This is a genomic window from Vitiosangium sp. GDMCC 1.1324, assembly GCF_003044305.1.
Taxonomy (GTDB): domain Bacteria; phylum Myxococcota; class Myxococcia; order Myxococcales; family Myxococcaceae; genus Archangium.
Genome location: NZ_PZOX01000016.1, coordinates 86,462 through 108,081, shown reverse-complemented (window position 1 = coordinate 108,081; position 21,620 = coordinate 86,462). Strand labels below are relative to the sequence as shown.

Here is a 21,620-nt window from a genome sequence, read left to right as displayed (position 1 = left end):
CTCACGGGAAGGGATGGGGGAAGGAGTTGATGGGGAACAGCTCGCCCGGAGCGCGGTAGCCGAAGGAGACCGGCACCGTGGACAGGCGGGTGGCCCCGTGCAACCGCGTGAAGTCGTGCCCGAAGGTCATGGTGAGCGAGCCCGTCGCGAGCACCTTCACCGACCGGACGCCCACCTGCCTCAGCTCCGGAGGCGTCTGCTCCACGGCGATGACGTCGCATCCCGAGTCCAGGAAGTGCCGCACGCAGCCCTCCAGGTCTCGGGCCAGGTCCGTGGAAGGACCCTTCGCGTACCACTCCGGGAAGGCCTCGCGCGCCGTCTGGACGGGGCGGCCGCTGTCGAGCAGGAAGTCCAACCGCGAGCGCAGCTCCGGCAGCCCGAACAGCAGGGCATGGTCGCGCATCGTCCGGACCTTCTCGGGGTGCTCGGCCAGGGTGAGCAGGCGCTCACGCTCCTTCGGGTAGATGCGCACGAAGTCGAACACCCCCGCGGCCACCTCGGAGAGCCCGCCGTGCACGGCCTTGAGCGGATCCATGTGCGCCCCACCGGCCGAGTACGTCTGGAGGCCCTCGCCACGCTGGTTGACCGCCATCACCCAGAACGAGGGGATGCGCAGGTCATACGTGGTGTTGAAGGCATGCACCTGGAAGCCGCGCGACTCCAGCCGGTCGAGCATCAGCTCCAGCTCGGGATCTCCGAAGCTGTGCAGGTCCACGCGCGGAGCGGAGAGCCGCGCGTACCAGGTCATCAGGAAGCCATCGCGCTCGGCCACCTCGAAGAGCCCGTGGAGGATGGCCTCCTCCAAGCAACCGCCGAGCGCGCAGCCGTTGGAGATCTCGAAGGCGAAGAGGTTCTCCCGGTTGGGCTCGCGCGTGAGGTCCACCAGCCGGTAGTAGGCGCTCTGCTCCGGCACGAGCACGGGCTCGCGGCGCCGGAACGAGTAGCCCCAGACCCAGTTGAACTCCAGGTCCGGGCTATACGGCACGAAGGGGAAACCGGGCCGCGTGTACTGCTCCGGGGCGTGGAGGATCAGCTCCGCCGGATCAATGGCCTGGGGCGCGAGCTGGCGGTACGAGCCGCGGACCACCGTCCGCTTCCCCATGGGGCGCAGGCCCGCGTAACGCTCCAGGGCCTCCAGCAGGGCGGTGAACTCGCTCTGCGCGAACGAGTTGCAGCGGCCGATCCCGGGCTCGCGCTGGTCCCGGAAGTCCAGGGGCAGCTCGGAGACGGCCAGCGCCAGCACCTCGTTGTCCCGCTGGACGTACTCGTTGGCGATGAGCCCCGTGCGGTGGTCCACGAAGCGGCGCCGCAGCTCCCCCAGCTCGAGCGGCCGCTCCGGCACGCGCAGGGAGAGCCGATCCGGCTTGGGGATGGAGGCGCGCGGGGGCTGCACCGCCCCGGCGCTGTCCTCGGGCAGCTCGCCACAGACGGGACAGCGGGGGAACGGCAGGAAGGAGTGCTCGGAGACGTGGCTGGTGGACAGCTCGATGAACCAGACGCGGTTGCGCAGCTCGCCGCCCGTGCCCTGGCGCCAGCCGTCGAGCTCGACGCGGATCCGCTCCTCGGCGAGGCCTCGGGCAATCGGGTTGAGCCACGGGTGGCTCTTGCCGTGCTTGCGCGCCCACTGCGCGGCGGCCTCGTTCACCCGCCGGAAGGTCTTCAGCGGTTGGATGGCCTGACGCCGGTGCTCGAGACACGCCACACAGCCCGGCCCCGCCGGAGGAACCCACGGGCCCACCAGCAGCTCACTGCCATCCACGCGCACGGGCAACAGACTGGCTCCCGCCGCGCGGCACCGCCGCTGCCACTCGAGCTCCTCACCCGGCAGCGGGGTGTCGAGGACGAGCAGCACGCAGTCGCCCGAGGCCGCCTCGGTCCCCGGCTCCAGGGAGGCCAGCGGCAGGTCCGCCAGCGCGGCCTGGAGCCGTTCGCGCAGCTCTCCTTCGCCCGCGACGAGGAGCCGGCTCATCGGCCCGACTCCTCCAACCACACCCAGCCGCAGAGCAGCCCCGCCCGGGCCACGGCGGCATCCGAGGTGAAGGGCCGCAACACCACCCGCTGCCCACGCCCCTCGAGCGACGCGAGGGCCGCCGGCGTCCACTCGCGCCACGCGGGCGGCGCGCCCTGAACACCCGCGGTCACGGGCTCGGCCGTCCGCCACGTCACCTCGGGCCTGCGCGAGGCCCACTCCGAGGGAGACCCGCCCGCCGGGAGCTGCTGGATGGCATGCACGAGCGCCATCAGTCCCTTCTCCACCGCGGCGGACAGGTTCCGCTCGGCCACCACGCCGAGCAACCGCCGCCCCTGCAGGAGCACCAGGACCGAAGAGGGTCCCTCCTCCGCGCAGCGGTAGAGCTCCAACGGCACGCCGTAGCGGACGACGGCGGCCCGGTGCAGCAGGGGGTGCCAGCCCTCGACGAAGCCCTTCTCCAGGTCGATGGGCGCCAGCGGCACGCCGTCTCCGGAGAGCAGCCGCTCCTCCACCCGCCGCGCCGCGAAGGCGAGCAGTCCGCGGCCCATCCACTCATCCAGCGTGACACCACTGGCGAACGGCTTCGAGCGCGCCTCCGCGTCCGCCAGCGCCCCGCCCGAGTGGAGCACGGCGCCGCGCGTATCCCCAATCCGCTCCGCCGTCAGACGCGCATACGTCTCCAGCGCCAGCCGCAGCGTCTCGAGCCGGGCCTGGTCACCATTGCGGCCCGCGGCCACCACCGTGGGACGGCCGGGCAGCCGCAGCGTGGCCTCACACTGGTACAGGGGAATCTGCTGAAGGGCCTCGGGCGCCACCTGGGCGAGCAACCCCGTCGACGGATTGATGTAGCGCTCCGCGGTGCTCCAGACCTCGGCCGGCTCCAGCGGGCGGGCCTCTCGCCATGCGGCGAGCTGCTGCTCCAACCCACCCTCCGCCGGCTTGTGACACACGGGACACGCGGGCCAGGCGGGCAGCGCGCGCTGAAACACCTGGAGCTGGCGAGTCTCGATGTGCAGCACGTTGCCGGGGACCATCGACGGCAACACGGCCGTCACGGACTTGAGGACCTCGAGCGCGGCCATCTGCCCCAGCAGCATGTCGCCCATGGAAGGCCAGGCGGCCTGGACCGGTTCGGACGAGGCCCGCAAGCGAGCTCTGGCACACGACCAGCACCCCGGCGTTCCCGGAACCACGACGCTACCCACCCAGCCAGCGCCCTCCAGTCGCGCCGCCGCCACCAGCCGCTTCTGCCCTCGCAGACAGCGGGCCGACAGCTCCTCCAGCCACTCCTCCACGCCGGCCGCGACCACGATGTCGAACGGCTCTAACTCCTGCTCCCACGCGGGAGCCACGCCCGCCAGCCTCGCCTCCCAGGAGAAGTCGGGGTCGCTCTCCCCGTGATTCCGGGCCTCGGGGGCCACGCGCTGCTGCGCCTCGGCATCGTCCGTGAGCGTCACCAACCGCTTGAGGCCGGACTGCATCAGCCCTCGAGCCGCCGCCTGCAGCGGCCGGCCCCGCCCCACCACGAGCACCTTCGCCCGCCGGAAGTCCGCGAAGCGCCGCCCCGCCGAGTCCTGCAGGTCGTCGATGAACCGGATGACGTCCGCGTAGCGTGCCTGCTCGGCCTCGGTCAGGTCATGGGGCGCGTCCTTCGACACGTCCTTGATGAACCCGCGGCCCACCAGCTTCTCCACGAGCGTGCTGACCACGGCGCGGCGATCCGGCGCGAGCGACTGGAGCAGCTTCTCCAGCTCGACGTTGCCGCGCAGGTACGGAATCAGCCGCTCGAACCACGCGTAGAGGCCCGCGCCCTTGAGCTCCATGGCGCCGGAGGGACCCCGGAAGAAGATGCCGTCGTCCGTGGGAGCGAAGAAGACGTTGTCCTTGAGCTTGGGTCTCACCCGGGATTCCCCTCCGAAGACTGTTGAGGCCGCGCGGGCCACGGGACCTGCTCGCTGACGTAGTCCACGAGCGGTCCGCCGAGCTGCTCCAGCATCACCTCGATGGCGGCGATGGCCTGTTGGGGCTTCTGTCCCCCCATGTAGAAGTCATGCAGGAGCTTGCCCAACCGGGGATCCCGCTCCTCGATGAGCCGCAGCCGGGTGGCCAGGTTGTTCATCCAGATCCGGTGGTGTTGGTAGAACGAGAGGATGACGGTCTGAAGGGCGTCGGCGGCCACCAGCTTCGCCACGACCGAGTCATCCGAGAGCCGCGCGAGCTTGGCCATGTGGCGCGTGAGCACGGCCCGGTTCTTCGTGCGCAGCGAGGTGCGCATGGGCGCGGGGCCCTCGTCGAAGACCTTGCGGGCGAGCGCGCTCAGCGCGGGCACCGTCCCATCACGGTCCAGCAGCGTGCCCCCATGGGCGAAGGACTGCACGGCGAGCACGTCCCGCGAGAGGATGATCCGATCGAAGCCCTGCTGGGGGCCGATGATGGCCTCGGCCTGGACGTCGCCGTACACCTTGCAGGTGCGCCAGAAGGCGTTGCGTGACGAGAGGACATAGAGGTCGATGTCCGAGTGTGCGTGGGGCTGGCCGCGATGGACCGAGCCGAAGATCTGCACGACACGTATCTCGGGATCCGACTTCAGATCCTCGAGGGCCTGGGCAACGGCCACCTTGAAGCGCTCTTCCATGGACTCTCCCGGCAGCGGATTCAGGAGGCTCCCGCGGCTGGGGCCTGGAGCTGACAGGCCGGACAGCGAGGGAGCTTGAGGATGGGGTAGGTGAAGGCGGACAGGGACAGGAAGTCTACCGAGAGGATCTGACCCAGCGTGAGGGCAAGCCCCTGGGTGAGGATGTTGGGGAGATCCGCCGCCAGCAGTCCCGCCACGACATCGGCGAAGGCGGGGAGGCCGTAGAAGGACGCCTCGGCGGGGGGCTGCGCGCGCAGGTTGTCGACGGTGACGCGGAGCTGCTCGGGCTTGCGGCTGCGAGCGATCCACGAGGATTCGAGACACTGGTAGCAACCCGTCTGCCCCGGCACCATCAGCGGGCCGACGATGCCGGTGGTCCCATCCATCGCCGCCAGCAGCCAGGGCGTTCCGGTGCGGAGCGCGGACTGGTTGAGCGTGTGGAGCAGCGAGGGCTCCACCCGGTCCACGGCGGCAATCACCAGTGAGCGCGGCCCAGGCTCGGGCTGCTCGAGCTGCTGCACCGTCAGCGAAGGCTCCAGGCGGGACAAGTAACGGGCGAGCCCGAGGGCGCGCGGAGTGCCCTCCTCTCCATCCAGGTACGCGGGTGAGAGCGCGCGGTCATAGCCGGTCAGCGGTGCCGGGTCCCAGAGCGCCAGGTGCCGCACGCCCATGAGGACCAGGTTGCTCGCCACGCGGCTGCCCAGCACGCCCGCGCCCACCAGGGCCACATCCGCCGCCGCGAGCCGCTCCGGAGTCACACGCCCCTGAAGAGAAGCCAACCCCTGGCGGATCCACGAGGAGCGGTCCGCGTCCGCGGGCACGAGCACACCCCGCTCCACCAACTGGGCGAGCACCCGGAGCACAGCCGAGCGCGCCGGCTCGGGCCAGCTTTCGAGGAGCTGGGCCACGGAGCGCTGACCATCCATGAGGCCCAGCAACTCCGCGAGCATCCCGCGCCGGCTCGGATCCGGCAGCGCGAGGGCCTGGCCGGCCATCAGTCCCGAGCGCACCTGCACCTCGTTGGGCGTGGACGCGCCGAGGTAGAAGCCCCGGCACAAGGCCAGCTTCGACCCGAGCAGCGAGGCCTCATCCGCCATGGCCGCCCTCCTCGCTGGCGCCTGGAGCCGGAACTCCGACGGGGATCATGTAGAGGACGGTCTCGCTCACACCATCCAGCCGCAGCATGCGGTTGGCCTCATCATCGAAGAAGGCGCCCATCACCACGCCGCCCAACCCGAGCGCCGTGGTGGTCAGCAGGGCGTTCTGCGCCATGTGACCCGATTCCTGTAGGACGAAGCGGTAGCCGCGCCGAGCATACTTGGCGTTCTCCACCGCCAGCACCCCCACCAGGGCCAGGACGACCTGCGAGTGCTCGAGGTTCAAGACGGCCGGGTGCATGGGCGTGGTGCGCACCACCGCGGTGGCCGTGTCCTTGTCGGCATCAACAGGCACGAGGCAGTGGGCGATCGAATTGTAGCAGTAGACCCCTTGCGCGACATCCAGCCCATCGACGCTCCGGGGAATGACGAAGAGCTCCACCGAGTACAACGCTCCCCCGGAAGGATAGGTGCGCAGGGAGCGGCGCCACGTGTCCTGGCCGAGTTGGAACCGGGCCTCACCCGTGGAGCCCGCCGTGTAGAAGAGGAGGTCCGCGAGCACCTGGAGCGGCATCCGCGCGGGCTGGAAGTGGCGGATGGAGCGGCGCTTGCGGAGCACCTGCCCCAACGACACGGGCAGATCCTCCGAGGGAGGCGGAAGCGGGACACCGGTGCGCTCCGAGCGCCGGGGAATGGCGAGCGCGGCCCGGACATCGAGCGGCTCGCGTACCATGAGCGCGCGGTGGTACTTGCTGGCCTCGTGGTACTGCTCCGCGAGCGAGTAGGTGACAGGCGGCTCGGACGGAGGCCCCCCCAGGGAGCGGATCCACGGTTTGCCTTCGAGCTCGCTCTGGGGAACGGGGGTTCGCGGGCGGCGGGACATCGCGTCAAGCTCCCTGCTTCCGGGTGGATGCGAGCCGTCCGAGCGCAATCCCCACGAGCAGCCGGGTGCCCACGGTGAGCGCCCGCTCATCAAGGTCGAAGCGCGGGTGGTGCAGGGGGAACTGCGTCGCCGCGTCCGCCCCGGCGGAGCCCACCATGAAGTAGCACCCGGGCCGCTGCTGGAGGAAACACGCGAAGTCGTCGCTGGCCAGCGAGGGCGGCATGGGCAGGACACAGTCCGCGCCGAGCGCCTGGCGGCACACACGGCCCACATACTCCGCCGAGGCCGCGTGGTTGACGACCGGAGGGTAGCCCTCCTCGTACTGGACCTCGGCCGTGAGCTGGAACATGGCCGCGATGCCATGGCTCATGGACGTGAGCCGCTCGCGGATGGTGTCGCGGATGGCGGGCGTCAGACACCGGACCGTGCCCCGCATCTCGGCCTGCTCGGCGATTGTATTGTGATTGTGACCGGCGGAGAGCTGCCCCACCGTGAGGACGGCCGGCCGGAGCGGATCCACCTGGCGGCTCACGATGGACTGGAGCGCCACGAGCAACTGGGCGGCGCCATGGGCCGCGTCCGCGCCCAGGTGCGGATAGGCCGCATGTCCTCCCACGCCACGCAACCGGATGGTGAAGGTATCCACCAGCCCCATCATCAGACCAGTCGGCACACACACCTTGCCCACGGGGAACGGCGCGTAATGCAGGCCGAACACCTCGGAGACCCCTTCCAGCGCGCCCTGCTCCACCATGGGCCGCGCACCGCCTGGAGGCGTCTCCTCGGCGGGCTGGAAGAGAAAGCGTATCGAGCCACCCAACGCCCCGCGCAGCTCCGAGAGCACGGCGGCAGCCGCCAGCAGGGTCGCGGTGTGGCCATCATGTCCACACGCGTGCGTGACACCTTCGACACGCGAGCGATACTCACACTCCTTCGAATCGGGAATGGGCAGTGCATCCATGTCCGCCCGGAGGGCAAGCACGGGTCCCTCCCCCTCTCCAACCAGCTCCGCCACCACCCCCAGGCCACCCACACCCGAACGCACCTCAAGTCCGAACGACGCCAGCTTCTCCTGCACGAAGGCGGCGGTCCGATGCTCCTGGAAGGAGCGCTCCGGGTGCATGTGCAGGTGACGGCGCCACCGGGTGGCTTCCGCTCCCCATTTACTGATGGGCTCGGCCAAGTTCATCGACGTCTCCCCAAACGCCGGTGTCCAGGCCTACGGGACGCCGGCCCGAGCCTTCATCTTGACATCACTGAAACATCCAGAGCGGCTCGAACCGCACACAAGCCGCTCTGGACGAAGCGTATCAGGCGCAGCAGCAGCAGCAGCTGCAGCAGTTGGAGTCGCCCACAGATGCGCCGGCCTCGGGCATCGCGAGCGAGTCAGAGATCTCCAGCTCCTGGATCTTCGGCAGCTCGAGAGAGTCCAGGTCGAGGTTCTCCATCTTGATCTCGTTGTTCATGGCAGTGCTCCCTGTTTTTGGGGTTTTACGGGTTGCTCGCAACGTGCAAGCAATACGGAACATTACATTAATCCTGCTTAAGGATCTAGTACCCCCCGTTCAAAACAAACAGGTCACACGTGCTCGGCGTTCAAACCGAATGAAGGGCACCCGGCCCCCTCCATCGCAAAGCCAGACATGACGCAGCGCGCCCGACGCGCCGCGCCCTTTTGCGTTGGTGAGGTGCGATGGTCTAAGAGTTCTTCCCTCATGACAGCCCCTGCTCCCGCCTCCGGCGGCGCCGCCCCCATCGTCTCCCTCACGGATGTGACCAAGACGTACATGATGGGCAAGCTGGAGGTGCCCGCGCTGCGCGGCGTCTCACTTGACATCCACCCCGGGGAGTTCATCTCCATCGCGGGTCCGTCCGGCAGTGGCAAGACGACGGCGCTCAACCTCATTGGCTGCGTGGACACGGCCAGCGGGGGCGTGGTGAGGGTGGACGGTCAGGACACGAAGACCCTCTCCGAGCGGCAGCTCACGGAGCTGCGGCTGCACACCATCGGGTTCATCTTCCAGAGCTTCAACCTCATCTCCGTGTTGGACGTGTTCCAGAACGTGGAGTTCCCCCTGCTGCTGCAGCGCAAGCTGAGCGCCTCCGAGCGCCGCCAGCGGGTGATGACGCTGCTGGAGCAGGTGGGCCTGGAGAAGCACGCGAAGCACCGGCCCAACGAGCTGTCCGGTGGCCAGCGCCAGCGCGTGGCGGTGGCTCGCGCGCTCGTCACCCGGCCCAAGCTGGTGCTGGCCGACGAGCCCACCGCCAACCTCGACTCCATCACCGGCCAGCACATCATCGACCTGATGAAGGAGCTCAACCGCAAGGAGGGCACCACCTTCATCTTCTCCACCCACGACGCCAAGGTGATGCGCCACGCCAACGCGGTGGTGAAACTGGCGGACGGGAAGATCCTCGAGCGGAACCAGCAGGGCGGAGAGGCGATGGTGGCAAAGATGGAGGCACACGGATGAACCCGCTGCTGCTGTTACAGGTGGCGTTCCGCAACCTGCTGGCCAGCTCCATCAACCGTGTCATCGGGGGAATCATCTTCGTGGGCACCCTGGTGGTGGTGGTGGGCGGCGCGGTGCTGGAGAGCGTGGATGACGGGATGAGCCGGAGCATCATCGGCAGCATCGCGGGCCACCTGCAGGTGCTGTCGTCGAAGTCCCGGGACAGGCTGGATCTCTTCGGGCGCTCGGGCAGCCAGATGGACCTGGGCGCGCTGGATGACTTCGCCGGCTTCAAGCGGCTGCTGGAGGAGCACCCCAACGTGAAGACGGTGGTGCCCATGGGGCTCAACAGCGCCCTCATCGGTTCGGGCAACACGGTGGACCTGACGCTGGCTCGCCTGCGCGGCATGTACCGTCAGCGCCAGGAGAAGGGCGCGAGCCCCGAGCTCGACGCGCAGCTCGACAGCCTCAAGACGCACGTGCGTCACATGGTGTCGGTGCTGGGCGAGGACATCACCCGGCGCGGGGAGATCATCGACGAGGCGAGGACGGATCCGGCCGACACGGAGGCCATTGCCCGGGCCGGCTCGGATGATTTCTGGGCGAAGTTCGATGCGGATCCGTTCACCTCGCTCGAGTTCCTGGAGAATCGCATCGCCCCGCAGGTGTCGGACGCGGACATGGTCTACATCCGCTACGTGGGGACGGACCTGGACTCCTTCCAGAAGAACTTCGATCGGATGCACGTCGTGGACGGCCAGCCGGTGCCCCAGGGCCAGCGGGGCATGCTGCTGTCCAGGTACTTCTACGAGCAGAACTTCAAGCTGAAGACGGCACGCAGGCTGGACATCATCAAGGCGGCGCGCGACAACGGGCAGACCCTCGCTCGCAGTGACAACCTGCGGCGCATGGTGAAGGACAACCAGACGCAGACGCGCGAGCTGCTCTTCCAGTTGGATCCCATCAAGGCGAAGCAGGCCACCGAGCGGCTCCAGCGCGTGCTCGGCTCGCAGGAGAAGGACCTGGAGAAGCTGCTGGTGGCGTTCCTCGACATGGACGATGCGAGCTTCGACACGCGCTATGCGCAGTTCTACTCGGAGCTGGCGCCGCTGCTGGAGCTGTACCGCGTGCGGCTGGGTGACGAGCTGACCATCACCGCCTACACCCGCACTGGCTACGTGCGGAGCATCAACGTCCGCGTCTACGGCACCTTCGAGTTCAAGGGCCTGGAGAAGTCCACGGTGGCGGGCTCCTTCAACCTCATGGACCTGATGACCTTCCGGGACCTGTACGGCTTCCTCACGCCGGATCGGAAGGCGGAGCTGGAGCAGCTCAAGCAGGCCAGCGGCGTGAAGCAGGTGGACCGGGCCGGGGCGGAGGAGGCCCTCTTCGGCGGAGAGGGCGCGCTGGTGACGGAGGCCAGACAGGACGCCATCAACGAGGACCAGGCCCTGCAGGGCGTGTCGGGCGCGCACGTGCGTGACGAGCTGATGCGCCGCATCTACACCCAGGAGGAGATCGAGAGCGGCGTGGTGCTCAACGCGGCGATCCTCCTCAAGGATCCGCGCCTGATGAAGCAGACCATGATGGAGCTGCGCAACAAGGCGAACGCGGCCAACCTCCCGCTGCGCATCATCTCGTGGCAGCAGGCATCCGGTCAGGTGGGCCAGTTCGTGCAGACGGCCAAGATGGTGCTCTACGGCGCCGTGATGATCATCTTCGTGGTGGCGCTGGTCATCATCAACAACGCGATGATGATGGCCACGCTGCAACGGGTGCGAGAGATCGGGACGATGCGGGCCATCGGCGCGCAGAAGTCCTTCGTCCGGGCCATGGTGATGGTGGAGACGCTGCTGCTGGGGCTGGTGTGCGGCGCGGCGGGAGCGCTCGTCGGCGCCGGTATCGTGTTCGTGCTGGGCCGCGTGGGCATCCCCGCCACCCAGGAGACGCTCTACTTCTTCTTCTCCGGGCCGGAGCTCCATCCCAGGCTGAGCTCGGGCAACCTGGTGGCGGCCTTCGTCATCGTGCTGGGGGTGTCCGCCCTCTCCACGCTGTACCCGGCCCTGCTCGCCACCCGTGTCTCGCCGCTCCAGGCGATGCAGATGGACGAGTGAACCCATGCTCCAGCTCCTGTTGATCGCCGTGCGCAACCTGGGCACCCACCGCCGCCGCACGCTGATGCTCGGTGGTGCCATCGCCGGAGTCACCGCGCTGCTCGTCACGTTGATGGGCGTGTCCAACGGCATGCGCGAGACGCTGCTCGAGTCCGCCACCACCCTCATGACGGGCCACGTCAACGTGGCCGGCTTCTACAAGGTGACGTCGGGCCGCTCCGCTCCCGTGGTCAGCGACTACCCCAAGCTGCTCGAGCAGCTGAAGCAGGAGGTGCCCGAGCTGGACTACTCCGTGCAGCGCGGGCGCGGCTGGGCCCGGCTCATCAGCGAGACCAGCTCGTTGCAGGCCAGCGTCGGCGGCATCGACGTGACGAAGGAGGAGGGCTTCCGCAAGGTGGTGCAGGTGCGCGAGGGCCATCTGGAGGATCTGGCCCAGCCCAACACCCTGCTGCTCTTCGAGGAGCAGGCGCGGCAGCTCGAGGTGAAGGTGGGCGACACGCTGACGCTGTCCGCCCCCACCATGCGCGGCACCAGCAACACGGTGGACGTCCGGCTGGTGGCCATCGCCGCCAACGTGGGCATGCTGAGCTCGTTCACCGTCTTCGTGTCGGACGCCACCCTGCGCAGCCTCTACCAGCTTCGCGCGGATGCCACCGGCGCCGTGCAGCTCTACCTCAAGGACCGCGACGCCGTGCCCGAGGTCCAGGCCCGTCTGCGCGAGCGGCTCGCCGCCCTGGGCTACCGGCTGATGGATTCCAATCCCCAGCCCTTCTTCATGAAGTTCGACACCGTCAACCGCGAGCCCTGGGTGGGGCAGAAGCTGGACATCACCACCTGGGAGGGCGAGGTCTCCTTCCTCAACTGGTCCCTGTCCACCATGGACACCCTCACCTGGGGGCTCACCTCCGTGCTGCTGCTCATCATCGCGGTGGGCACCATGAACACGGTGTGGATCTCCATCCGCGAGCGCACGCGCGAGGTGGGCACCCTGCGCGCCATCGGCATGCAGCGCGGCTGGGTGTCCCTGATGTTCCTGTTCGAGGTCTTCAGTCTGGCGCTGCTCGCGACGCTGGCCGGCGCCGCCGTGGGCCTGGGCATGTGTCTGGCCACCAACGCCGCCCACCCCGCGGTGCCGGCGTCGATGCAGTCCTTCCTCATGTCCGACACGCTGCACCTCGTGGTGCGGCCCGGCGCGGTGGCGGGGGCGATCGCCATCATCACCCTGTGCACCACCGCCGTGTCACTCATCCCCTCGCTGCGCGCCGCGAAGCTCGAGCCCATCACGGCCATGCAGCACGTGAGCTGATCAGTCCTTGAACTCGGCCCACACCGGCGCGTGATCCGAGGGCTGCTTGCCCTTGCGCGCCTCGCGGTCCACGTCCGCCGCCACCAGCCGCTCCACCAGCGGCGCCGTGGCGAAGATGTGGTCGATGCGCACGCCCCGGTTCTTCGGGAACGCCAGCATCCGGTAGTCCCACCAGCTGAACTTCTGCTCCTCCGGGTGCAGCTTGCGGAACGTGTCCGTCAGCCCGAACGCGCACAGCTCCTTGAGCGCCGCCCGCTCCTTCAGCGTGAAGAGCGTCTGCCCTTCCCACTCCGCCACGCTCCACACATCAATGTTGTCCGGCGCCACGTTCCAGTCACCGCACAGCACCATCGGCTCGCCCGGCTTGTGCCGCGTGTCCAGGTAGCGCCTCAGCCGCGCGTACCACTGCAGCTTGTACTCGTACGCCGGCGAGTCCACCTCCTGCCCGTTCGGCGCGTACGCGCTCACCACCCGCACCCCGTTCACCGTCGCGGCGATGAGCCTCGAGTGCGTGTCGTCCACCCCATCCGACAGGCCTCGCACCACGTCCGTGGGCTCCGTCTTCGCCAGGATGGCCACCCCGTTGTACGTCTTCTGGCCGTGCACCGCGGCGTGGTAGCCCAGCTCCCGCACGGCCTCCATCGGGAACTCGGCGTCCTGGCACTTCAGCTCCTGCAGGCACAGCACGTCCGGTTGAGCGCTCTTCAGCCAATCCACCAGCCGGTCCAACCGGGCGCGGATCGAGTTCACGTTCCAGGCAGCGATCTTCATCCCGCCCAACGTCGCACGTCACCTCCAGGCTCGCCACGATTTTTCCCCTCCCCCTCCGGGGTACACCCTTGTAGGTCCTGGCGGGGCCGGGCCACCGCGGGCCTCCGGGCTCCAGAAGTCCCCGGGTGTGGCCCTCGGGCCGCACCGGGCTGGCCTGGGGAGCGGGGAGGCGTCCTCGCAGGCACTCACTTCCGCTCTCTCCCAGAGGGAGAAGCGGGCTGGCACGGGCATCGCAATGGGCTCCTCCCGACAAGGAGCCGCACCATGAGGAACACCATCCTGTCCGCCTGCTTCGCCGCCCTCTCCCTCGCCGCCTGTGATGCCGGCCAGTCCCGGCGGCCCCAGGGGTTCCTCCCCTCCGAGCCCAATCGCCTCGAGAACCGGGCGCTCCCCCTCCCCAGCTCGCCGGAGCCGGCCACGGCGGCCGCGCTGCTCCCCGTGAGGACCGAGGCCCTCCCCGTGACAGCCGACCGCCTCCCCGAGACCATCGAGGACCTCTCCCCCTCTGAGTTCGCGGGCCCGCTCGCGCTCGCGCACGAGGAGCACCTCTACCCCGTGGACCATGTCGCCCGCGCCGATGCGCTGCGCGCGGAGGGTGACCTCTCGGGTGCCCTCACCGAGGCCCGCCGCGCCGTCCACGACGCCGGGGACGACTTCGACGCCGAGGAGAAGGCGCTCGACACGCTCATCCACCTGGCGCGCCTCTCCGGCCAGAAGCAGCTCGCCGCCAGAGCGTATGGCGAGCTCGCCCGCATCTTCCCCGATGGCCCCGAGCCCCTCGTCCAGCAGGCCCGCCTCCTGATCGAGCTCGGCGACACCGAGGCCGCCCTGCGCTCCGCCGAGGCGGCCATCGAGCTCGACCCCGAGTACCCGGAGACCTACCAGGTGCTCGGCCGCGCCCACCTCGCCGCCGGCCAGCTCGACGAGGCCATCGTCCGCTTCAAACAGGCCGTGCACCTCGACCCGTACCATGGGTATGCCCTCAACAACCTCGGGCTCGCCTACCTGCGCTCCGGCCAGGACGCGCTCGCCGCCGAGTCGCTCGCCCAGGCCGCCTACCTGCTTCCCCACGTGGGATTCGTCCACAACAACCTGGGGCTCGCCTATGAGCGACTGGGGCGTTACGAGGAGGCCCGCATGGCTTTCGACACCGCCACCCGCCTGTCTCCCAGGGACAGCAAGGCCCGCCTCAACCTCGAGCGCGTGAATCGCGAGGCCCGCGCCTCCGTCGACCTCCAGGCGCTCCTCGGGGGCCGGAAGGATCCAGGCTGCCCGGAATAGCCGGGCCCTGCCGTTCGTCTCGCCCATTCCGGTTCCCCGCCCGGCGGTTTAACGTCGTCCACCCTTCGTTGTCCCCGCGCCCCATGAACACGGCCCGCGAGATGAGCTCCCAGCCCCAATCCCCGACTCCCGCCCCTCCTCCGGCGCCTCCCGCCCGCTCCGGTCTGGGTGCCCGCCTGTGGCACTGGACGAAGCGGCTGCTCCTCGTGGCCGCCGTGGGCCTGGTGCTGCTCGTGCTCACCGTCCTGGGCGCATACCTCTACTTCAGCCGAGATCTGCCCTCGCCCGAGGCCCTGCGCACCTACGCCCTGCCCCAGGTCACCAAGGTGCGGTGCGCCGACGGCTCCGTGTGCGCCGAGTTCTTCATGCCCCAGGGGCGCCGCACCGTGGTGGACGTCAAGGACCTGCCGCCCCACGTGCGCAACTCGTTCCTCGGCGCCGAGGACGCGGACTTCTACAAGCACGAGGGCCTCGACTTCATCGGCATGACCCGCGCCGCCGTGAAGAACCTCATCCCCGGCAGCCGCAAGTCCGGCGCCTCCACCATCACGCAGCAGGTGGTGAAGAACATGCTGCTGTCTCCCGAGCGCAGCCTGTCGCGCAAGATTCGCGAGTGGATCCTCACCCCGCGTGTGGAGCAGACGCTCACCAAGGATCAGATCCTCGGCCTCTACATCAACCAGTCCTACTTCGGGCAGGGCCGCAGCGGCATCGAGGAGGCGGCGCTCTACTACTTCGGCAAGCACGCCAAGGACCTGAGCATCGGCGAGGCCGCGGTGCTCGGGGGCACGGTGCAGTCGCCCAACCGCATCAACCCGGAAAGGAACATCGTCAAGGCCAAGCAGCGCCAGCGCTACGTGCTGGGGCAGATGGCCGAGCACGGATTCCTCCCGAAGGACGTGGTGGCCAAGGAGCTGGACAAGCCCATCGTGCTCGCCCCGCGGCCGCCCCCCGAGGTGGGCCCCTATTACGCCGAGGAGATCCGCCGCACGCTCGTGGCCCGCTACGGCGAGGAGGCCGTGCTCACCGGGGGCCTGCGCGTGGACATCGCCATGGATCCGAAGCTCCAGGGCATCGCCGATGAGTCGGTGCGCAAGGGGCTGGAGGCCGTGGACCGGCGGCAGGGCTACCGCGGCGCCCTGGGCACGCTGGAGCCCGCGCGCTTCGACAAGCTCAAGCCCCTCATCGCCACGCACATCGAGGAGGCGGGCCGGCGCCAGAAGGAAGGCGCCTACGTGGCCGATCTCTCCTCGCTCGCGCAGACGGGCGAGCAGCCGCCCAAGTCGGCCGAGGAGCCGGTGGTGACCACCACCGCAGAGGAGGAAGAGGACGAGAAGCTCTCCGCCGAGGAGAAGCTCGCGCGCGACGTGCAGCTCGCGCCCCTCAAGGAGGGCCTGCGCGTGGCCGGCTACGTCACCCAGGTGGATGACTCGGGCAAGAAGGCCCGCGTGGACCTGGTGGGCCGCACCGCGGAGATTCCCTTCTCCTCCGTCACCTGGGCGCGCCTCAAGGGCAAGGGTGCTCCCACGAAGATGTCGGACGTGATGAAGGCCGGGGACATCGTGATCGTGCGCATCACGCGCGTCACCCCCGTTCCCGCGCTGCTCGAGGCCACGCTGGACCAGGTGCCGCTCGTGCAGGGCGGCCTCGTCGTCATCAACCCGAGCAACCGCCACGTGGTGGCCATGGTGGGCGGCTATGACTTCAAGCTCTCGCCCTTCAACCGCGCCACCCAGGCCCGGCGTCAGCCCGGTTCGTCCTTCAAGCCCTTCCTCTACGGCGCCGCGCTCGGCAGCGGGCGCTACACCACCATCAGCACGGTGAACGACGCCCCCGAGGCCATCCGCGATCCGTACACCGGCAAGACGTGGAAGCCGCAGAACTACGACCGCACCTTCGAGGGCCCCATGACGCTGCGCGAGGCCCTCACCAAGTCCAAGAACACCGTGTCCGTGCGCCTCATCGAGGCCATCACCCCCAACACCGCTATCGACTTCGCCCGCCGCGCTGGCATCCGCTCGCCGCTGCCGGAGAACCTCACCCTGGCGCTCGGCACCGGCGAGGTGTCCATCCTCGAGGCCGCCAACGCCTACGCCACGCTGCAGGCCAACGGCCGCTACGCCGAGCCGCTCCTGTTGCTCAAGGTGATGGACGCGCAGGGCAAGGTGCTCGAGGAGCACCAGCCGGCCTTCGAGGAGACGCTGCCCCCAGCGGTGGCCTTCCTCACCACCTCGCTGATGCGCAGCGTGGTGGAAGAGGGCACGGCCCGCGCGGTGACGGAGCTCAACCGCCCCGCCGCCGGCAAGACGGGTACCGCCAGCGAGAACCGCGACGCCTGGTTCTCCGGCTTCACCGCGGACTGGGTCGCCAGTGCGTGGGTGGGTTTTGACGACCACTCGCCCCTGGGCAGCTCCGAGACCGGTGGCCGCGCTCCCCTCCCCATCTGGCTGGAGTTCATGCGCGCCGCCCACCAGGGCCTGCCCGCGCGCGAGTTCGACGTGCCCCCGGGCGTGGTGCAGGTGCGCATCGATCCCGCCACCGGCCTGCTCGCGGGCAACTCCGTGCCCGGCCGGCTCGAGCCCTTCCTCGAGGGCACCCAGCCCACCGCCGAGGCGCCTCCTCCCGGCCACGTCAGCCCGAGCGACTTCTTCCTCCAGGAAGGTAGCCGGGGGGGTTTGTGAGCCGCGCCCTCACCGCCGCTCTGCTCCTGGCCGCGCTCCCCGCTCCGGCCGCGAAACCTCCCACGCCCCCTCCGGCCGCCCAGGCCGCTCCGTCCACCCCGGAGGCGTCCGCCCTCGAGCGGCTCGCCCAGGCCGTGGCCTCGGACGTGCGCGAAGTGAAGCCCGAGCCCCCCGTGGCCCTGTTCCTCTCAGGCGGTGCCCCCGAGCTGCGGCGCGCCTTCGGGACGCTGCTCGCCTCGCGGCTCGCCTCCGCCGGGCTCGCTCCCGTGGTGCTGGAGGCGCCCTCTCCCGAGGCCGCTGAAGCACGCGCCCGCGAGCAGGGAGCCCGCACCCTGGCGCGGATCACCCTCGGCGTGGAGGCCGGGGAACTGCGCGCGCACGGCGATGTGTTCGGCACCTGGGTGAACTTCTGGTCCGGCCGCGCCGCCACTCGCGCGCCCTCGCCCGCCGCCGCCATCGCCCGCTCCGTGGAGGCGGATGCCGCGGCACTCGCACTCGCCGCCGTGGAGCCTCCACGCACGCCCGCGCCCCCCGAGGAGCCACGCCCCCTGCGCCTGCTGGGCGCCGTGCTGACGCGCCTTCCCGCCCCTCCCGCCGCGCTCGCCGCCGGGGACCTCGATGGGGACGGCAAGGACGAGGTGGCCGTGCTCACCGAGCGCTCCGTCCTGGTCTTCGCCGCGGATGGGCGCCTCGTCGCCGAGCGCTCACTGGAGGTGCTGCCTCCCAGCCCCGCTCCCACGCGTGAGCCCTTCGGCTCGCTGGCCATCCTCTCCGGGCCGCCGCGCATCGCCGCCTTCTCCACCCGCTTCGCCCACGGCGAGGTGCTCTCCCTGGAGGGTGGCTCGCTGCGAGGCGTGTCCCGGCTCGAGGCCCCGATCCTGGGCCCGGAGGCTCGTGGCGCCTTCGTGCCCGGACAGACGGCCTTCGCTCCCGAGGTGCGGCTGGGCAACGGGGAGCAGCGTCTGGCGGGTGTGCCGACCCGATTCACCACCTTCAGCGCCGCCAACTCCCGCGTCCTCCTCGTCCACCCGGAGGGCTCGGCCACCTTCTTCCCCCGGCCCTCGGCGGCGCCCCTGCAGCTCTCCGGCCTCGGCGCCGGCAGCGCGCTCGGAGACCTGGACGGAGATGGGACGCCGGAGCTGATCACCACCTCGCCCGAGCTCCAACCGTCGCCGGACGTCCTGCGCGTCTTCAAGACGAATGGGGGCGATCCCACCATCCACGAGCCCCTCTGGCAGGGGCCCCTGCCCTCCGGCCGCGCCCTTCAGGTGGTGACGGCCAACCTGGACGGAGACAAGCGCCGCGAGGTGGTGGTGGGCCTCACCCTCCCGGACGGCACCGGCGTGCTCTTCCTCCTGCGCCAGGGTGCGCCATGACGCTCCACCACGCCCTCGTCAGCCTCCTCCTGCTCGGTGCTACGCCGTCGCTCGCCGCCGGCCGCGTCCCCTACGGAGGCGAGCTGCGCGTCGCCCACACCGGCCCCGCCGAGCCCGGAGACCCGGCCCTCGCCGATACACCCATCGAGGCCACCCTGCTCGGCCTCGTCTCCCGGCCTGCCTGCCACCTGGCCCCGGACGGACACCTGTCGCCCGGACTCGCCCGGGAGCCCTCGCGCCCCTCCGCTCAGGTGGTACGCCTGGGACTGCCCTCGCCCGCCCAGGCCCAGGCACTCGTCCGCGCCTGGGCTCGGCTCACGGGCGCCGAGGCCCCCTCGCCCTACCGCGCCCTCCTCTTCCCGCTGCGCGGCGAGGGCCGGCAGCTCTCCGCCACCAGCGACACCCTGGAGATGGCGCTCGCCTTCCCGTGGCCGGACCTGGAGCGCGCGCTGTGCCACCCCGCGCTCGCCCCGCCGCGCTCCGCCCCTGCGGCGCTCGGCCCGTTCTCCGCCGCTGGGAGCAACACCGTGGAGGCACGGCTCGCATGGACCGAGGGCCGGCCGTACGTGGACAGGGTGCGCCTGCTGCCCACGGATGAGCGCGGCCTCTCGCGGCTGTGGTCGACGCATGAGACCCAGGTGGCGCTCGGCGTCCTCTCCGATGGAGGCACCGTCTCCGGAGCGGCGCTGTACGCCACCTATCTGGCCTGGTCGCCGAGGCGCGTGCCGCCGGACTTCCGGCAGGCGGTGGAGAGCGCCGTCGACAGGGAGGATCTCACGCGCCTCTTCGTGCGAGGGCCCGCGGTGCCCATGCCGAACCTGCTGCCCCCCGCGCTGCTCCCGCCGACCCCCGGAGTGCGTCCCACGCCGCCCGAGCCCCAGGCCGGACGCAAGGTGACGCTCCTCTACGACGTGGGCAACGAGGACCAGCGCGCGGTGGCCGAGCGCCTCCAGGTGAAGCTGCACGACCGGGGCTACAACGTGGCGCTGGAGCCGCTGCCGCGCGCCGAGCTGCGCGCCCGCTGGGCGAAGGGTGACTACGAGCTGATGCTGCACTCGCTGCTGCTGCCACCCGTGCCCGGCCCGGCCCTGGCCGTGGTGCTGGACGCCGCGGGCCGGAAGGATCTGCTCGGAGTGGAGCTGCCACGTATCGGTGCCCTGACGGACCCGGAGGCGCGTGACGCGAAGGTGCGCGAGCGGGCCCTGGCGCTCGCCCCGTCCGTGCCACTGCTGCCCCTCTATGCACAGGGACTGGCACTGCGCGCGGCACCGGAGGTGGGAGGCCTCGTCTTCGACGCCCAGGGGCTGCCCGTGCTGGACGGTGTATGGCTCCAGCCGGCGCAGGCGGGAGTCCCGGGAGCACGGAGATGAGACTGAGGACGAGGCTGGCGCTCGCCTTCGCCCTGCTGGCACTGGTGCCACTGGCGGTGATGGTGCCCTTCACGCTGACGCGGCTGCGCGCCACGCTGTCGAAGGGGCTGGACGCGCGCATGGAGGGCGCCACCGACTCCGCGCAGGAGGCCCTCGAGCGAGCCGGAGCCACCGCGCGCCGGGCGGTGGAGGAGCTGGTGGAGAGCCCCGTCATGGAGGACCTGGCGAGAGACGCCCGCGAGTCCCCCGCCCGGGCCATCCGCGGAGACACCGCGCAAGCGCTGATGAAGAGCCGGGGCCTCACGGTGCTGTCGCTCTTCGATCGGAAGGGGACGACGCTGTCCTCGGGACACCTGCCCGCGCGCCGGGGAGACCCGGACCCGGTGCTCTTCGCCGTGACGCGGGAGAAGTCCGCGAGGCCGGTGCCGGTGAAGGTGTCGGTGCGAGGGGACCAGGGGCTGAGCGAGGTGCCCGCGCTCGTCATCGCGAGACCGGTGGACTACGGGGACTCGAGGCTGTGGGTGGTGGGCGGAGTGCTACTGGACCAGGGGCTGGCGGCACACCTGGCGCGGCTCACGGGGGCGGAGGTGTCGCTGCTGTCCGGGGACACGGTGGTGGCGAAGGCGGGCAGCGTCACACCGCCCACGGTGGCGCGGGTGCTGCCGATGGGAGAGGCCGCCACGGTACGGCTCGTCTTCAGCCGGGCTGCCGAGCGCGAGGCCTCGCTCGGAGTGCTGCGCGCCTTCCTGCTGCTGGCCGGACTGGGGCTGAGCTTCGCGGTGCTGCTGGGGCTGCTGATGGCCCGGCGGATTACGCAGCCGGTGGAAGCGCTCACCTCGGGAGCGAGGCGCGTAGGAGAGGGCGCGCTGGACGTGCAGGTGCAGGTGAAGGCCACGGGCGAGGTGGGCGAGCTGGTGAAGACGTTCAACCACATGACGACGGAGCTGCGCTCCACCACGGAGCGGCTGGTGGCCAGCGAGCGCGTGGCGGCATGGCAGGAGGTGGCGAGGCGGCTGGCGCACGAAATCAAGAACCCGCTGACGCCCATCCGCATGTCGCTGGAGACGCTGATGGCGGTGCAGGACGCGCAGGACGCGCGCTTCCCGGCACTGTTCCGGGACAGCGCGGGCGTCATCCTGGAAGAGGTGGACCGGCTGCGGCGGATCGTGGACGAGTTCAGCCGTTTCGCGCGCCTGCCCAAGCCCCAACTAGAGCCGGTGGACCTGGGAGAGCTCGCGCAGAACGTGCTGGCGCTGTACGCCTCGCCGCCGGAGGGCATCCACATCCACTCGGAGGTCCAGCCGGGGGTGGTGGCGAAGGCGGACCGGGACCAACTGACGCAGGTGCTGGTGAACCTGGTGAAGAACGCCGAGGAGGCGATGACCAAGGGAGGCGGGAACCTGCACGTGCGAGTGCGAGGCAACGAGCGGGAGGCGGTGGTCGAGGTCCAGGACAGCGGCCCGGGGATTCCACCCGAGCACCGCGCCCGCATCTTCGAGCCCTACTTCACGACGAAAGAGGGGGGCACGGGCCTGGGACTGGCGATTGCAGCGCGGATCCTCCAGGAGCACGGAGGCAAGCTGGACGTGGGAGGCGAACCCGGCCAGGGCGCCTGCTTCACCCTGTCCCTGCCCCGCGAGCGCTGACAGCTCATCTGCGGGAAGGCCGAGCCCTCGCGGGA

16 protein-coding genes are annotated in these 21,620 nt (G+C 70.3%); 8 read left to right on the top strand and 8 right to left on the bottom strand.

Translation table 11 applies throughout. The features are described 5' to 3' along the window. Position 1: 1 nt before the first annotated feature. From DAT35_RS37285 to DAT35_RS59435, 7 genes are all read right to left on the bottom strand, one after another. Positions 2–1,969: a TOMM precursor leader peptide-binding protein gene (locus DAT35_RS37285; RefSeq protein ID WP_108074037.1), complete on the bottom strand. Its 1,968-nt coding sequence runs from the start codon at positions 1,967–1,969 to the stop codon at positions 2–4. Beyond that, complete coding sequence (locus DAT35_RS37280; RefSeq protein ID WP_108074036.1) at positions 1,966–3,873, bottom strand: hypothetical protein; 1,908 nt, start codon at positions 3,871–3,873, stop codon at positions 1,966–1,968. Before DAT35_RS37280 ends, DAT35_RS37285 begins: the two co-directional genes overlap by 4 nt. Next, a complete protein-coding gene (locus tag DAT35_RS37275) occupies positions 3,870–4,607 on the bottom strand; it encodes a nucleotidyltransferase domain-containing protein (RefSeq protein ID WP_108074035.1) in 738 nt (245 codons plus the stop codon). The genes DAT35_RS37280 and DAT35_RS37275 overlap by 4 nt, the downstream gene beginning before the upstream one ends. 20 nt (positions 4,608–4,627) lie before the next feature. After that, positions 4,628–5,704, bottom strand: a complete 1,077-nt coding sequence (locus DAT35_RS37270; protein WP_108074034.1) for a TOMM precursor leader peptide-binding protein — start codon at positions 5,702–5,704, stop codon at positions 4,628–4,630. After that, entirely contained in the window at positions 5,694–6,587 is an 894-nt protein-coding gene (locus tag DAT35_RS37265; RefSeq protein ID WP_158502068.1) for a SagB/ThcOx family dehydrogenase, read from the bottom strand. Before DAT35_RS37265 ends, DAT35_RS37270 begins: the two co-directional genes overlap by 11 nt. Positions 6,588–6,591: 4 nt before the next feature. Continuing rightward, the gene (locus tag DAT35_RS37260; protein ID WP_108074032.1) at positions 6,592–7,776 is read right to left on the bottom strand and encodes a M20 family metallopeptidase; all 1,185 of its coding nucleotides are present in this window, start codon (positions 7,774–7,776) and stop codon (positions 6,592–6,594) included. A 121-nt stretch (positions 7,777–7,897) separates the two neighbouring features. Further along, positions 7,898–8,053, bottom strand: a complete 156-nt coding sequence (locus DAT35_RS59435; RefSeq protein ID WP_158502067.1) for a thiopeptide-type bacteriocin — start codon at positions 8,051–8,053, stop codon at positions 7,898–7,900. A gap of 249 nt (positions 8,054–8,302) precedes the next feature. On the opposite strand from DAT35_RS59435, the gene DAT35_RS37255 reads away from it, so the two are divergent. Genes DAT35_RS37255 through DAT35_RS37245 form a run of 3 tightly spaced genes read left to right on the top strand, consistent with a single transcriptional unit; the run spans position 8,303 to position 12,460 of the window. Next, on the top strand, positions 8,303–9,061 hold the full coding sequence (locus DAT35_RS37255; protein WP_108074031.1) for an ABC transporter ATP-binding protein: 759 nt from the start codon (positions 8,303–8,305) through the stop codon (positions 9,059–9,061). Further along, entirely contained in the window at positions 9,058–11,154 is a 2,097-nt protein-coding gene (locus DAT35_RS37250) for an ABC transporter permease (protein WP_108074030.1), read from the top strand. The genes DAT35_RS37255 and DAT35_RS37250 overlap by 4 nt, the downstream gene beginning before the upstream one ends. Before the next feature lie 4 nt (positions 11,155–11,158). Beyond that, the gene (locus DAT35_RS37245) at positions 11,159–12,460 is read left to right on the top strand and encodes an FtsX-like permease family protein (RefSeq protein ID WP_108074029.1); all 1,302 of its coding nucleotides are present in this window, start codon (positions 11,159–11,161) and stop codon (positions 12,458–12,460) included. Here DAT35_RS37245 and xth read toward each other — a convergent pair whose 3' ends face one another. Beyond that, entirely contained in the window at positions 12,461–13,231 is a 771-nt protein-coding gene (xth, locus tag DAT35_RS37240; RefSeq protein ID WP_108074028.1) for an exodeoxyribonuclease III, read from the bottom strand. Positions 13,232–13,495: 264 nt separating this feature from the next. Between xth and DAT35_RS37235 the strand changes: the two genes are divergently transcribed. The 5 genes from DAT35_RS37235 (at position 13,496) to DAT35_RS37210 (ending at position 21,585) form a co-directional block, all read left to right on the top strand. Continuing rightward, positions 13,496–14,512 (top strand): tetratricopeptide repeat protein, encoded by a 1,017-nt coding sequence (locus DAT35_RS37235; RefSeq protein WP_108074027.1) that lies wholly within the window; start codon positions 13,496–13,498, stop codon positions 14,510–14,512. 101 nt (positions 14,513–14,613) lie between these two features. Then, positions 14,614–17,193 carry a penicillin-binding protein 1A gene (locus tag DAT35_RS37225; RefSeq protein WP_233261947.1) on the top strand — a complete coding sequence of 860 codons (2,580 nt, stop codon included), beginning with the start codon at positions 14,614–14,616 and terminating at the stop codon, positions 17,191–17,193. Then, positions 17,190–18,569, top strand: a complete 1,380-nt coding sequence (locus DAT35_RS37220; protein WP_233261946.1) for a VCBS repeat-containing protein — start codon at positions 17,190–17,192, stop codon at positions 18,567–18,569. The genes DAT35_RS37225 and DAT35_RS37220 overlap by 4 nt, the downstream gene beginning before the upstream one ends. Then, positions 18,566–19,939, top strand: a complete 1,374-nt coding sequence (locus DAT35_RS37215) for a peptide ABC transporter substrate-binding protein (protein WP_108074024.1) — start codon at positions 18,566–18,568, stop codon at positions 19,937–19,939. Before DAT35_RS37220 ends, DAT35_RS37215 begins: the two co-directional genes overlap by 4 nt. Next, positions 19,936–21,585 (top strand): PAS domain-containing sensor histidine kinase, encoded by a 1,650-nt coding sequence (locus tag DAT35_RS37210; protein ID WP_108074023.1) that lies wholly within the window; start codon positions 19,936–19,938, stop codon positions 21,583–21,585. The genes DAT35_RS37215 and DAT35_RS37210 overlap by 4 nt, the downstream gene beginning before the upstream one ends. Positions 21,586–21,620 lie beyond the last annotated feature (35 nt).